This window comes from Methylobacterium sp. Leaf88, assembly GCF_001422795.1.
GTDB lineage: Bacteria > Pseudomonadota > Alphaproteobacteria > Rhizobiales > Beijerinckiaceae > Methylobacterium.
This window is the reverse complement of sequence record NZ_LMMK01000045.1, coordinates 264,266-277,304: the sequence shown is the minus strand read 5'-3', so window position 1 is coordinate 277,304 and position 13,039 is coordinate 264,266. Positions and strand designations below refer to the sequence as shown.

Annotated in this window: 15 protein-coding genes; 6 read left to right on the top strand and 9 right to left on the bottom strand. The window is 71.4% G+C overall.

Annotation, left to right across the window (positions count from 1 at the left end; all coding sequences use genetic code 11):
• Positions 1-2: 2 nt before the first annotated feature.
• Both ASF20_RS17785 and ASF20_RS25075 read right to left on the bottom strand, forming a co-directional pair.
• On the bottom strand, positions 3-1,013 hold the full coding sequence (locus ASF20_RS17785) for an AAA family ATPase (protein WP_056218574.1): 1,011 nt from the start codon (positions 1,011-1,013) through the stop codon (positions 3-5).
• Positions 1,014-1,385: 372 nt separating this feature from the next.
• On the bottom strand, positions 1,386-1,613 hold the full coding sequence (locus tag ASF20_RS25075; RefSeq protein WP_056276304.1) for a hypothetical protein: 228 nt from the start codon (positions 1,611-1,613) through the stop codon (positions 1,386-1,388).
• A 141-nt stretch (positions 1,614-1,754) separates the two neighbouring features.
• Here ASF20_RS25075 and ASF20_RS25070 point away from each other — a divergent pair, with 141 nt between their 5' ends.
• The 5 genes from ASF20_RS25070 to ASF20_RS17755 all read left to right on the top strand — a co-directional run bounded on the left by ASF20_RS25070 (position 1,755) and on the right by ASF20_RS17755 (position 7,166).
• Positions 1,755-2,654: an alpha/beta hydrolase gene (locus ASF20_RS25070; RefSeq protein ID WP_056276301.1), complete on the top strand. Its 900-nt coding sequence runs from the start codon at positions 1,755-1,757 to the stop codon at positions 2,652-2,654.
• Positions 2,655-3,008: 354 nt separating this feature from the next.
• On the top strand, positions 3,009-4,700 hold the full coding sequence (locus ASF20_RS17770) for a methyl-accepting chemotaxis protein (RefSeq protein WP_056276297.1): 1,692 nt from the start codon (positions 3,009-3,011) through the stop codon (positions 4,698-4,700).
• Positions 4,701-4,857: 157 nt separating this feature from the next.
• Positions 4,858-5,559 carry an orotate phosphoribosyltransferase gene (locus tag ASF20_RS17765; RefSeq protein ID WP_056218588.1) on the top strand — a complete coding sequence of 234 codons (702 nt, stop codon included), beginning with the start codon at positions 4,858-4,860 and terminating at the stop codon, positions 5,557-5,559.
• A gap of 51 nt (positions 5,560-5,610) precedes the next feature.
• Complete coding sequence (locus ASF20_RS17760) at positions 5,611-6,327, top strand: MgtC/SapB family protein (protein ID WP_056218592.1); 717 nt, start codon at positions 5,611-5,613, stop codon at positions 6,325-6,327.
• 155 nt (positions 6,328-6,482) lie between these two features.
• Positions 6,483-7,166, top strand: coding sequence for an SDR family oxidoreductase (locus tag ASF20_RS17755; RefSeq protein WP_056218598.1), 684 nt, complete (start codon positions 6,483-6,485; stop codon positions 7,164-7,166).
• Between the two features lie 61 nt (positions 7,167-7,227).
• Here ASF20_RS17755 and ASF20_RS17750 read toward each other — a convergent pair whose 3' ends face one another.
• Positions 7,228-7,584 (bottom strand): hypothetical protein, encoded by a 357-nt coding sequence (locus ASF20_RS17750; RefSeq protein WP_244472681.1) that lies wholly within the window; start codon positions 7,582-7,584, stop codon positions 7,228-7,230.
• A 283-nt stretch (positions 7,585-7,867) separates the two neighbouring features.
• Here ASF20_RS17750 and ASF20_RS17745 point away from each other — a divergent pair, with 283 nt between their 5' ends.
• Complete coding sequence (locus ASF20_RS17745) at positions 7,868-8,755, top strand: C40 family peptidase (RefSeq protein ID WP_200927241.1); 888 nt, start codon at positions 7,868-7,870, stop codon at positions 8,753-8,755.
• Positions 8,756-8,902: 147 nt separating this feature from the next.
• Here the strand turns inward: ASF20_RS17745 and ASF20_RS17740 are convergent, their stop codons facing one another.
• The 6 genes from ASF20_RS17740 to ASF20_RS17715 form a co-directional block, all read right to left on the bottom strand.
• Complete coding sequence (locus ASF20_RS17740) at positions 8,903-9,295, bottom strand: DUF5615 family PIN-like protein (protein ID WP_056276294.1); 393 nt, start codon at positions 9,293-9,295, stop codon at positions 8,903-8,905.
• The gene (locus ASF20_RS17735; protein ID WP_056276701.1) at positions 9,292-9,996 is read right to left on the bottom strand and encodes a hypothetical protein; all 705 of its coding nucleotides are present in this window, start codon (positions 9,994-9,996) and stop codon (positions 9,292-9,294) included. The genes ASF20_RS17740 and ASF20_RS17735 overlap by 4 nt, the downstream gene beginning before the upstream one ends.
• Before the next feature lie 123 nt (positions 9,997-10,119).
• Positions 10,120-10,581 carry a low molecular weight phosphatase family protein gene (locus ASF20_RS17730; protein ID WP_056276291.1) on the bottom strand — a complete coding sequence of 154 codons (462 nt, stop codon included), beginning with the start codon at positions 10,579-10,581 and terminating at the stop codon, positions 10,120-10,122.
• A gap of 42 nt (positions 10,582-10,623) precedes the next feature.
• Complete coding sequence (locus tag ASF20_RS17725; protein WP_082501420.1) at positions 10,624-11,181, bottom strand: UPF0262 family protein; 558 nt, start codon at positions 11,179-11,181, stop codon at positions 10,624-10,626.
• Positions 11,182-11,188: 7 nt separating this feature from the next.
• Entirely contained in the window at positions 11,189-12,484 is a 1,296-nt protein-coding gene (gene hisD, locus ASF20_RS17720) for a histidinol dehydrogenase (RefSeq protein WP_056276286.1), read from the bottom strand.
• The gene (locus ASF20_RS17715; protein WP_056218609.1) at positions 12,484-12,963 is read right to left on the bottom strand and encodes a DUF2948 family protein; all 480 of its coding nucleotides are present in this window, start codon (positions 12,961-12,963) and stop codon (positions 12,484-12,486) included. The genes hisD and ASF20_RS17715 overlap by 1 nt, the downstream gene beginning before the upstream one ends.
• Between the last annotated feature and the right edge of the window lie 76 nt (positions 12,964-13,039).

The following is a 13,039-nucleotide window of genomic DNA, read 5'->3' as shown; positions in this document are numbered from 1 at the left end:
GCTCAGAGGGCCCGCACCCGCTGGACGAGGCCGCGGATGATGCCCCGGGCCGTCTGACCCTCGGCGGCGGCGCGCCAGGTCAGGCCGATGCGGTGGGCGAGGGCGTCGGCGGCGAGGTCCGCCACGTCCTCCGGGATGACGTGGTCGCGGCCGTGCAGATAGGCCCGCGCCTTGCCGGCGAGCATCAGCGCCAGGGTGCCGCGCGGGGAAGCCGGGTGCTCGATGGCGGCGCGCAGGTCGGGGGCCGCCGCGTCGGTGCGGGTGCCGGCGACCAGCCGCACGAGGTAGTCCTTGAGGGCCGGGGAGACGTAGACGTTGAGGGCGGCTTCCCGGGCGGCCCGGATCTCCGCCACGGAGAGCCGTACCGGCATCGCCTCGGCGTGGTGGTTCAATTCGCCCTCGACGAGGTCGAGGATGCGGCGCTCGGCGGCCTCGTCCGGCATCTCCACCAGGACGTGGAGGAGGAAGCGGTCGAGCTGCGCCTCGGGCAGCGGGAAGGTGCCCGCGTGCTCGATCGGGTTCTGGGTCGCCACCACCATGAACGGGTCGGGCAGCGCATGGGTGTGGCCCGAGACCGTGATCTGACCCTCGGCCATGGCCTCGAGCAGGGCCGACTGCACCTTCGGCGGCGCGCGGTTCACCTCGTCGACGAGGACGAGGGAGTGGAACAGGGGGCCGGGCAGGAACTCGAAGTCGCCGGCATCCTGGCGCCACACGGTGGTGCCGGTCAGGTCGGCGGGCATCAGGTCGGGGGTGCACTGGATGCGGGCGAAGCTGCCGTCGAGCCCGTCCGACAGGCGCTTGACCGCGCGGGTCTTGGCGAGGCCGGGGGCGCCCTCGATGAGGAGATGGCCGCCGGTGAGGAGGCCGATGAGGAGGCGCTCGACCATCGCGTCGGCGCCGATGAGCCCGTGCAGGAGGCCCTCGCGGAGCGCGAGGATGCGGCCGCGCAGGGCGGCGTCCACGGGCGGAGCACCGGTCGCCGGCCGTTCGGCGAGGGCCGCGCCGCTCATGCGGAGGGGCTCGCGCCGGCCGGACGGAGCGCCCGGATCGTCGATGGGGCAAGCTTCTGCAGGGCAAGCTTCTGCAGGGCAAGCCTCTGCAAGGCAGGACTCTGCGGAACAAGACTCTGCGGAGCAGGAACGGTGGGCCGGTCCATGCGCGTCTCCTCGGTGATCTTTTTTGGGTCGGATTCTTGCGCGATCCGCCTCCTTCGGGTGTGCCCGCTGCGCGGGGCGGGCGTCAATCCCGCCCCGGCATCCGCGAGGCCGCAGGGCACGGGCCGGGGCACCCGGTCCGGACACAACTCTGCGGGCGCGGCCTCGTTTTCGCGTGCCGCCTCGTCTTCGACCACGGCCTCGGCGGGAGACGTGGTCCGGTCCGGCTCAGAGCTTCTTCGACATCGGGGCCGCGCCGTGTCCGGCCATGCCCGCGCAGCAGCAGGCGGCCTTCTTGGTCCGGGACGGCTTCATGGCGCCCGCCCGCATATCCATCTTGCCTTGGCCGCACATCATGCCGGCGCCGCCTCCGCAGCACCCGGCGGCCTGGGCGGGAACGAGGCTGGCCAGGGCGAGGCCGGCGGCCAGGGCGAGGGCGGTGACACACGTCTGCATCGGGAAAATCCTGCTGAGGAGGGCGGATGGGGCGGATCTAGTCGGAAAATCGCCCGCTTCCAGCCGAAGCGACGCTGTCCGCGACTGCGAACCGGCGCCCGGCCCCGTGCGTTCCCCCGGCCCCTGCCGGAGGCGCCGCCCGTGACCACCGATCTCTTCCCCCGCTTCGCCGCCCCTTGGATCGACATCCCGGCCGGCCGCTTCTTCGCCCGCATCGGCGGGCCGGAGGACGGGAGGCCGGTGCTGCTCCTCCACGGCTTCCCGCAGAGCCACGCCTGCTGGCACCGGATCGCGCCGGCCCTCGCCGAGCGCCATCGGGTGATCTGCCTCGACCTCAAGGGCTACGGCTGGTCCGCCGCGCCGGAGGGCGACCCGCGCCACGAGGCCTACGCCAAGCGGACCCTCGCGGCCGAGGTGGTGGCGGTGATGGAATCCCTGGGCCACGTCCACTTCGCCCTGGTCGGTCACGACCGGGGTGCGCGCATCGGCTACCGCCTCGCCCTCGACGAGCCCGGGCGGATCGCCCGGCTGGCCCTCCTCGACATCCTGCCGACCCTGGTCCAGTGGGAGCGGATCGAGGCCAACCCGCGCAAGCCCTCGCACTGGCACTTCCTGGCCGAGGCCGCCCCGGGGCCGGAGCAGGCCATCGGTCGCGACCCGGACGCCTATTTCGAGGGGCTGGTGCGCGACTGGAGCGGGGACAAGTCCCTCAAGGCCTTCGCCCCCGCCGCCCTGCATCTCTACCGGCAGGCCTGGGGCGTGCCCGAGCGCATCCACGCCTTCTGCGAGGATTACCGGGCGGGGGCCACCCGCGACCGGGACGCCGATCTCGCGGACCTCGCCGCCGGGCGTCGGCTGGCCTGCCCGACCCTGATCCTCACCGGCGACAGCTATCTCGACCGTGAGCCCGAGACGCCGCTCGCCGCCTGGCAGCGCACCTTCGCGCCGGGCGCCGTCGCCGCCGAGGTCACGTCCGGCCATTTCCTGGCCGAAGAGAACCCCGCCGCGACCCTGGCGGCCCTGCAATCCTTTCTGGGGTGAGCGGGCGAGGCGGCCGGCAGAGCGTCAGATCCGCCCGCACCGGAGCTTCACGCGTGTGATCCTCGCGCGCGTTCGGACGGTATTTCCGTCGCTGTCGAAGACCGAGGGCAGGGTTTCGAGCATTTGGTTCGCCGCGACGCTCCGGCAGGCCTCAGAGCGAGATGGATAAGGGATCATCGACCGGATCGGAAAACTTCGGAGTACAACCAGGTTGCCGCAAGACTTCCATCAGTTGCAGAAAAATTCGCATACGTTAATCATTGTTTCAGCGCGATATCACAGAAACGTGAGCACGACGCCGCGTCCCTGAGAGACCGATCAAGGTCCTGCGCCGGCGCCGGTCGCGGGGGCCTCATGCGCACGTTCAACAACCTCAAGCTTCTGGGAAAGCTCGCCGTCCCGAGCCTGATCCTCATCCTCGTGGCGGTCGGACTGGTGGTCCTGGCGCGGGCCAACCTCGACACCCTCGGGCGGAACACGACCCAGATCGTCGATGTCCGCGCCGCCCGGCTCTCCCTGGCCCAGCAACTGGCCCTGGCCGTGGACGAGGCGGTGATCGCCGAGAAGAACACCATCATCGAGACCGACGCCGCGCTGATGCAGCAGGACTTCGCCCATTACCAGGCGAGCCGGAAAGCCGCCCTCGAGGCCAGCGACCGCCTGCTCGCCCTGGCCGACACGCCGGAGCGCCGCGCCATCCTGCAGGGCGTCCGCGGCGAGCTGGAGGCGTTCTTCGCCACCGCCGACCGCTCCATCGCCCTCGGCCTGCGCAACGAGAACGCGGCGGCCGCCCAGATCTCGAAGCAGGAGGTCCGCCCGGCCCGGCTCACGATCGCCCGGAGCGTGGCGGCCCGCGTCGCCGCGAACCTGCGCGACCTCGAGATCGCCAAGCAGGCGGCGGCCGAAACGGCCGAGAGCGCCACGCGCACCCTCATCGTCACCGCCACCCTGGGCCTCGGCGTCGCGGTCGGCCTGCTCGCGCTGATCACCCTCTACGGCGTCACCCGCCCGCTCGCCGCCATGACGGCGGCGATGGGCCGGCTCGCGGCCGGCGACCTCGCCGTGACGGTCTCGGGCACCGAGCGGCGGGACGAGGTCGGTCTCCTGGCCCGCGCGCTCCAGGTCTTCAAGGACAACGCCCTGGAGGCCCGGCGCCTCGCCGAGGCGCAGGCGGCCGAGGACGCCGCCAAGATGCGCCGGGCCCAGCGTCTCGACGCCCTGACCCAGGCCTTCGAGGGCAACGTCTCGATCCTGACCCAGGGGCTGGCGGGCGCCGCCACCGAGATGGAGGCCACGGCCCAGTCGATGAGCAGCGTCGCCGCCCAGACCAACCAGCAGACCGTGATCGTCGCGGGGGCGGCCGAGGAGACCTCCGCCAACGTCCAGACGGTGGCCGCGGCCAGCGAGGAGATGTCGGCCTCGGTGCAGGAGATCGTGAGCCAGGTCAGCCTGTCGGCCCGCATCGCCGACCAGGCGGTGGAGAACGCCCAGCGCACCGACGCCACCGTGCGCCGCCTCGCCGGCACCACCGAGCGCATCGGCGCCTTCGTCGAGGTGATCTCCAGCATCGCCGCGCAGACCAATCTCCTGGCGCTCAACGCCACCATCGAGGCGGCGCGGGCCGGCGAGGCCGGCCGCGGCTTCGCCGTCGTCGCCTCAGAGGTGAAGGAACTGGCCGGGCAGACCGCCAAGGCCACGGGCGAGATCGGCGAGCGCATCACCGAGATCCGAACCGCGACCCAGGAGGCCATCACCGACATCGAGACCATCGGCCGGATCATCGGCGAGATGTCGAGCACCGCCGCCTCGATCGCCGCCGCCATGGAGGAGCAGGGGGCCGCGACCCAGGAGATCACCCGCAACGTCCAGGAGGCGGCGCGCGGCACCGAGGAGGTGACCACCAACATCGCCGGCGTGCGCGACGGCGCCGGCCAGACGGGGGCGGCCGCCTCGCAGGTGCTCAGCGCCGCCCAGGAGCTCGCCCGGCACTCCGAGACTCTGACCCGCGCGGTCGGCGGATTCCTCGCCGACGTGAAGGCGGCCTGAGGGGCCTGCGGGGGCGCGCCCATCTCCAGGCGATCTCCAGGGTTGACGCCCCTGGCGGTTGGCGGGAAGGAGAACGCAACCCTTCAGACGGATGCGCGGCCCCTCCCGGAGGCGGGACGGGGCCGCGGCCGCCGCCCGCACGAGAGCGAACCCGCGCATGACGACCTCCTTCCTGCCGATCGACCGCGCCGTGATCGCCCGCGAGGCGGCTAAGATGCTCCTCGAGATCAAGGCGGTGCACTTCTACCAGGAGACGCCCTTCACCTTCACCTCGGGCTGGGCGAGCCCGGTCTACATCGACTGCCGCAAGATCATCTCGTATCCGCGCCTGCGCTCCACCCTGAACGACTTCGCCGCCGCCACCATCGTGCGCGACATCGGCTACGAGTCGATCACCCACGTGGCCGGCGGCGAGACGGCCGGCATCCCCTTCGCGGCCTGGATCTCCGACCGGCTGATGCTGCCGATGCAGTACGTGCGCAAGAAGCCCAAGGGCTTCGGCCGCAACGCCCAGATCGAGGGCGAGGTGGTGGAGGGCGCCCGGACCCTGCTGGTGGAGGATCTCGCCACCGACGGGCGCAGCAAGGCGCTGTTCTGCAAGGCCCTGCGCGATGCCGGCGCCCAGGTCGACCACTGCTTCGTGATGTTCTTCTACGACATCTTCCCCAACAGCCGCGAACTCATGGCCGACCTCGGCGTCCAGCTGCACTACCTCACCACCTGGTGGGACGTGCTGGCGGTGGCCAAGGAGAGCGGCCACTTCGACCCGAAGATCCTCGCCGAGGTGGAGAGCTTCCTGCACGAGCCCGCCAAGTGGTCGGCGGCGCATGGCGGCATCTCCGACTACCCGCAGGCCTGATCCCGGTCGCGCCGTCATGGTCCCGTCACGGGACCGCGTCAGGGCAGGACGATGATCCCCTTCCTGTCCGGGCCGATGCCCGAAGCCGTCAATTCGGCGATCAGCCTCCTCGTCGCCTTCGGGCTCGGTACCCTGATCGGGGCCGAGCGCCAGTACCGGCAGCGCACGGCCGGCCTGCGGACCAACGTCCTGGTGGCGGTGGGGGCGGCCGCCTTCGTCGACCTCGGCATGCGCCTCGAAGGGGCGCCCGGCGGCACCCGCACGGTGGCCTACGTGATCTCGGGCGTCGGCTTCCTCGGCGCCGGCGTGATCATGAAGGAGGGCATGAACGTCCGCGGCCTCAACACCGCCGCGACCCTCTGGTGCTCGGCCGCCGTGGGCGCTTTCGCGGGCGCCGACTTTCCCCTGGAGGCGGCCTTCGTCACCGCCGCGGTGCTCGCCGGCAACACCCTGCTGCGGCCCCTCGTCAACGCCATCAACCGCGCGCCCATCGACGAGAGCCAGACCGAGGCGACCTACGAGGTGCAGGTGACGGTGCAGGCGGACGGCGCCGGCCCGGCCCGCGACCTCCTGGTCGAGCGCCTGGAGGCGGCGCAGTACCCCGTCGGCGGGATCGAGGTGGTGGAGCGGGGCGAGGACACCGTCGAGGTGGTGGCGACCCTGGTGGCGACGGCGGTGGCCGGCGCCGAGCTCGACGCCGTGGTGGCGGGCCTCGCGCGGATGCCCGGGATCGAGCACGCGACCTGGTCGGTGCAGACGGCGGATTGAGGCCCGCGCGGGTGCGCCCGCGCACCTCGGCGCCCGCGGCCCGGATTGCCGGACCGACGCCTTCGTCCAACCTCCCCGGACAGGGGAAGGCGGCGCCGCCCCCGGGCGCCAAGCCCTTCACGAACCCCTTCCGCGAACCAGGGACACGGATCACCATGGCATCCCAGAAGAACGCGCTCATCGTCGGGGCCTCGCGCGGCCTCGGGCTCGGCCTCGTCGAGACCTTCCTCCAACGCGGGTGGCGGGTGACCGCGACGCAGCGCTCGGCCTCCCCGGGCCTCGCCGCGCTGGCCTCCGAGGCCCTCACGGTCGAGACGGCCGACATCGACGACGATCGCGCGGTGTCCACCCTGCACGACCGCCTGGCGGGCCAGAGCTTCGACCTGATCTTCGTGGTGGCGGGCGTGGCGACTCAGGCCCACGAGCCGCTGCACCTGGTGCCACGCGACGTCGCCGCCCAGGTCTACCTGACCAATGCGATCAGCCCGGTGCGTTTCGCCGAGGCCTTCCTCGACCGGCTGGCGCCGAAGGGCCTCGTCGCCTTCATGAGCTCGATCCTCGGCAGCGTCGGTCTCAACGAATCCGGCGGCTGGGAGAACTACCGGGCGAGCAAGGCCGCCCTCAACACCCTGGTGCGCAGCTTCGAGATCCGCCACCGGGAGGCCGGCTTCGGCGTGCTGCTGCTGCATCCGGGCTGGGTCCGCACCGAGATGGGCGGGGCCGATGCCGACATCGACGTCGCCACCAGCGTCACCGGCATGGCCGACGTGATCGCGGCCCGGCTCGGACAGAGCGGCACGGCCTATCTCGACTACACCGGCAAGACTTTGGACTGGTAGGGTCCCCTGGATTGGTCGAGCGGCGAAAGACCCGGGGGTCGGCGGAAAGCCGGCCCTCCGGTCAGGGGCGCCCGATCGGCGGTCGCCCGCGCCGCTCGACCACCACCGGCGGCCGGGTCCGGCGCTCGACGATGACGGTGCGCGGTGCCCGGCTCGGGCTGGCGGCGGTGAAGATGCGCTCCGGCATCCGCTCGGAGATCCGATCGGGCTTGGCCTCGGACCGGACCTTGGCGGCGGCGACCACGTGCTCGCGCACCGCCTCCGGCGGCAGGCCGATGAGGCCGGCGGCGATCTCCACCTGCTGCTCGATGTCGTCGGCGAGGTCCTGGGCCGCGGCGACGGCCTCCGGGATGGTCGGCGGCTCGCGCCGCACGCGGATCGGCGGGAGATCCTGGAAGGACTTCGAGGGCTTCTTCACGGCGCGACTCGCTTGGGGCATCACCGGACCATACGCGCGATCTTAGCGTTTGTGCAGTGCACACATGCGGGGCGAGCCGCGCGTCCGATGCATCGCGGGGGCGTGATGGATTCTCGATCAGCGCCTTCGGCGAGCCGTTGAAGGGACCTGCCTGGAGGAGAAGCGCCCTGCCGGCCGAATGGGCAGGGCCAGGCGTCGAAATGCCGCGTGCCCTCGGGACGCGTCCGGGCTGTTGCGATGCGGTCGGCGAGCGTCGATAGTCGGGGCCATGAGGGTGGGGGTTATGGCGGATTCTCTGTTCGATCTCTCCGACGCGCGTCTCGTTCCGGCCCGGCCCGAGATCGCCGATGTGCGCCTGCGCGGCCATGTGGCGGCCGAACGCTACGTCGTGGGCGAGACCCGCGCGGTGGTCGTACCCTCGGCCCCCTTGCGCCGGACGCCCCGCTTCGATGCCGGTCTCGAGACCGAGGCGGTGATGGGGGACGCGGTGACCGCCTACGGCGCCGAGGAGGGCTTCGTCTTCGTCCAGTTCGCCCATGACGGCTATGTGGGCTACCTCCCCGAGGCGGCCCTTGGCCCCGCGCAGGCGCCGACGCACCGCATCACCGCCCTGCGCAGCTTCCTCTATCCGGGCCCCGACCTGAAGCAGCCCGCCAGCGGCTGGCTGACCCTGGGCGCCCGCCTCCGACCGACGGAGACCCGGGGCGACTATCTCCGGATCGCGAGTGGCTACGTCTTTGCCGGTCACTGCGCGCCCCTCGACGCCGTCGAACCCGATTACGCCGCCACCGCCGAACGCCTCGTCGGCACGCCCTATCTCTGGGGTGGGCGCACCAGTCTCGGCCTCGACTGTTCGGGCCTCGTCCAGCTCTGCCTCGCGCAGGCCGGGATCCTGGCGCCGCGGGACGCCGACCAGCAGGAGCGCGGGCTCGGCGAGGCCCTGCCCCCGGACTTCGAGGGTCTGCGGCGCGGCGATCTCGTGTTCTGGCGCGGCCATGTCGGGCTGATGCTCGACGCCGCCCGCCTCATCCACGCCAACGGCCACCACATGGCGGTGGCGGTGGAGCCCCTCGCCGAGGCCGTCGCCCGCATCCGGGAGAAGAGTTTCGGGCCGGTGACGTCGCTCCGGCGGCTCAGCCCACGTGGCACTGATTCCAGTTGGAGGCCATGACCGCCGCGTTCCCCCGACGTCTGCTGCCGTGCAGGCCGGGCGCTCGCTCGTCCTGATCGACGAAGGCCTTTCGGTCCGGACTGTTCTGGCGGAACGCGACGCGCGCGCGGGGATTTCGTCGATGGGTTCGGCTCATGCGGAAGGCGGTCAGAGCGTCCGAATTCGATGGCTCGTCGGCGGCAGTTCGTACATGGACCCCGCCGCGCTGCGTTCGCCGAAGGTGACGATGTCATCCCAGAGGGCCAGGATGCGCTCGGCTTTCTTCACCAGCGGTGCCTTGTTCAGGCCCGCAGACAGGAAGAAGCCGATCAGTCGGGAGGTCCGGAAGGCCTGGAATTCGGACCTGTTCTTCCTGATTCTGCGATCGGCCGAGAGGACGACCCAGCGTCCTTCGTGTCCGAGTTCAAAGATCCACTGCAGGTCTCTCACCCCGGGCCCATAGCGATCCCGAATATGGATGATGTCGTGCTCACCGGCGAACAGGGCGTGAAGGGCACGGGCGAGGGCGGGCGGAAGGTTTTCGTCGACGACGATCTTCACGCGGCCTGCAGATCGGCTTCGAAGCGAACGGCGTCCCGGACGATCGCGGACGGGATCTCGTAGAGGCGCGACACGCGCTCCACCGATCCTTCCGACGTCACGGCCTCGGCCAAGGCGACCGTCGGGACGCCGTATGCCGCGGCGATCGGCTGCCCGAACGCGCGCTGCGGGTCGATCACGATGGTGTCCTTGCCCCGAAATGGCCGCCACCGAGCGACGACCTCATTGTCGAGGTCGAGATCCTTGAACGTCCGCTCGATGACGGACTTGATGACGAACTGGCCCCGTTTCAGATCCAGGAGTTCGCTCTCGCCGGTTGCCTTGAGGGTGTCGAGGAAGATCGTCCGTCCGTCCGTCCGGAAGCGCCGTGTCGAGAATGGGCGCGGGTCCTGCACGGCCTCGCGGGCACGCTCCAGGCAGCTCCGGATGATCCGCAGATCGACACCTTCTTCCGCGAACGCGTGGACGAAGCGAAGTTCAATGAGGTCCCGGAAGCCAAGTTCGAGGTGGGCGTCGCTTGTTGCCAACTCGGGCAACCAGAGGGGCGGCATGCGGCGGGACGTGCCGCCCGAAGTGAACGCATAGCCGCCGAGCCAGCGCCGGATGGTGATTCCCGGCATGCGGACGAGCCGTGCCGCCTCGGGAACGGTATAGTACCCGATCCCGAGAGGGGGCGCTTCGGGGGCAGCCGACGATGTCATGCGCTCCAGCATCGGGTCGACCGTACGCGACGGCGCTGGGCGCCGCTATGGAAATCCGCACGGATCTTCGTCGTTTGAAATGCGCAGTCCAGTCCGCAGGCCATCGTATTTCGGCGGCCCGGCTCAGCCCTTCAGCCGCATCTTGATCCGGTAGACCAGGCCGTCGCGGACGTCGCGGTAGGCGTCGAGGCGCTGCTCGCGGGTGCCGTCCTGGATGTGGGTCGGGTCGGGGGTCGGCCAGTACTCGACCTCGACCGCGTTGGTGCGGGTCAGCTCCAGGGCGGCGTGGTGGGCTTCGGGCGCCAGGGTGACGATGAGGTCGAAGTTCAGGCCCTCCCACTCCTCGAGCTGGGCCAGGGTGCGCGGCTTGTGGCGCGTCGCGTCGATGCCGATCTCGTCGAGGGCCGCCACCATGAACGGGTCGGCGGGCTCGCCGGAGCGGACGCCGGCCGACTGCACGTAGATCGACTTGCCGAAGTAGTGGCGCGCGATGGCCTCCGCCGCGAGCGAGCGCACGGCGTTGAAGTTGCACATGAACAGGGCCGACTGCACGCGCGTCTTCTTCGGGCCGGTCGCGTCCGCCATCCGGTCTTCTTCTCAGCCTCGCGCTTCGAGTGGGGTCGCGGCTCAGGCCTTCCAGTGCAAGGCGAAGACCAGAGTGAAGAGGCGGCGCGCGGTGTCGTGGTCGAGGTCGACCTTGCCCTCGAGGCGCTGGCGCAGCAGGTCGGACGCCTCGTTGTGCAGGCCGCGCCGGCCCATGTCGATCGCCTCGATCTGGGTCGGCGAGGCGGTGCGGATGGCGTTGTAGTAGCTCTCGCAAATCATCTCGTAGTCGCGGATCACCCGGCGGAACGGGGTCAGCGACAGGAGGTGGGTCATCACCGGGTCGCCGTCCGCGCGCTTGATGACGAGGGCGAGCTTGCTTTCCACGAGCCCGAGCGTGAGGGCGTAGGGCCCCTCACGGCCGGGGACCGTGAAGCTGTTGTCCTCCAGGATGTCGAAGATCGCGATGGCGCGCTCGTGCTCCTGGTCCGGGTTGCCCCGCCCGATCGACTCCTCGTCGAGGGTCACCACCGCGAGGCGATGCGGCGACTTCGCCTCCCCCGCCTTCGCCTCCGCCGCCTTGGCGTCCGCCACCTCGGCGTCCCGGGATTTCGCTTCGCTCGAATTGGCCGCGCCGGACATCAGGCCCTCACAGGTTCAGGCGGATCGCCACCGAGCGGGCGTGGCCCTCCAGGCCCTCCGACCGTCCGAGGGCGATGGCCGCGGGGCCCAGCGCCCGGAGGGCCGCCGGGTCGCAGCGCAGGATCGTGGTGCGCTTCATGAAATCGAGCACGCCGAGCCCGGAGGAGAACCGCGCCGAGCGGGCGGTGGGCAGGACGTGGTTGGGGCCGCCGACATAGTCGCCGATGGCCTCCGGCGTGTGCGAGCCGAGGAAGATCGCGCCGGCGTTGCGGACCTTGGCGGCGAGCCCCTCGGCGTCCCGCGTCTCGATCTCCAGGTGCTCGGGGGCGAGGCGATCCACCAGCGGCACCGCCTCGTCGAAGTCCCGCACCACCACGATGGCGCCGTAGTCGCGCCAGCTCGCCCGGGCGATGTCGGCCCGCGGCAGGGTGCCGAGCGCCCGTTCCACCGCCTCGGCCACGTCGCCGGCCAGCGCTTCGGAATCCGTGATCAGGATGGATTGGGCCGCCGTGTCGTGCTCGGCCTGGGCCAGGAGGTCCGCCGCCACCCAGTCGGGATTGGCATGGGCGTCGGCCAGGATCAGCACCTCGGAGGGGCCGGCGATCATGTCGATGCCGACCTGCCCAAACACCCGGCGCTTGGCCGCGGCCACCCAGGCGTTGCCGGGCCCGACGATCTTGGCCACCGGTGCGATCGTCTCGGTGCCGTAGGCCAGCGCCGCCACCGCCTGGGCGCCGCCCACCCGGTAGACCTCGTCGACGCCGGCGAGCTGCGCGGCGGCGAGCACCAGCGGATTCATCGTGCCCTCCGGCATCGGCACCACCATGACGACGCGCGGCACCTCGGCGACGCGGGCCGGAATGGCGTTCATGAGCACCGAGGAGGGATAGCTCGCGGTGCCGCCGGGTACGTAGAGGCCGACCGATTCCAGCGCCGTCCAGCGCCAGCCGGCGGTGACCCCCAGGCTGTCGGTGGCGCTGTGGTCGGCGGGCACCTGGGCGGCGTGGAACGCCTCGATCCGGGCGGCGGCGAAGCGCAGGGCCTCCAGGGCGTCGGGCGGGCAGGCCGCGACGGCGGCCTCGATCTCGGCCGGGGTGACGCGCAGCGACGCGACGGTGAAATCCTCGCCGAGCCGGTCGAAGCGGCGGGTGTAGTCGACCAGCGCCGCGTCGCCGCCCGCGACCACGCCCGCGATGATGCCGCGCACGGTCTCGTCGACATCCTCGGAGATCTCGCGCTTGACGCTGAGCAGGCGCGCGAAGGCTTCGGCGAAGTCTTCGTCGCGGGAATCGAGGCGGACCATCAGGTGTTTCCTTCTCGGGCGTCGCCCGCGATGGCGGCGCGCCCGGCGACCACGGCCTCGTGGTCGGGGCGCCCTTCGACCTCCCAGACCGGGCCGAGATCCTTCAACTGGACCTCGATGCATTCGAGTTCGAGCTGGATCGCCGCGCCGCCGGCGAAGACCAGGGTGGCGATGCCGGACGGCGCCTCGGTCGGCGCGAAGGTGACGGCGAGGAGTTCGAGGGGCGTCTCGGCATCCGCGCCGGGCGTGATGCCGCGCGTGCGCACCTTCAGCACCCGTTCGAAATGGATGCCCGTCAGGCGCCGGCGCGGCGGCGCACCGTCCTCCGCCGACCAGTCGAAGCGGCGCGCCACCAGGACGAACCGATGCTGCGCGCCCAGATAGGCGAGGTCGCTCCCCTTCAGGATCGCGTCCTGCAGGTGGGCGGAGATGACGCCCAGATCTTCGGCGTCGAGGGCGGCGAGCCTGAGAAGCTCCATGATCGGATGTCGCGCTCTTGTCGGCGGGCCGGCCCGGTGCGGGCTCGGCCGTTCGCGGTATGGGAGCCGTAGGTAG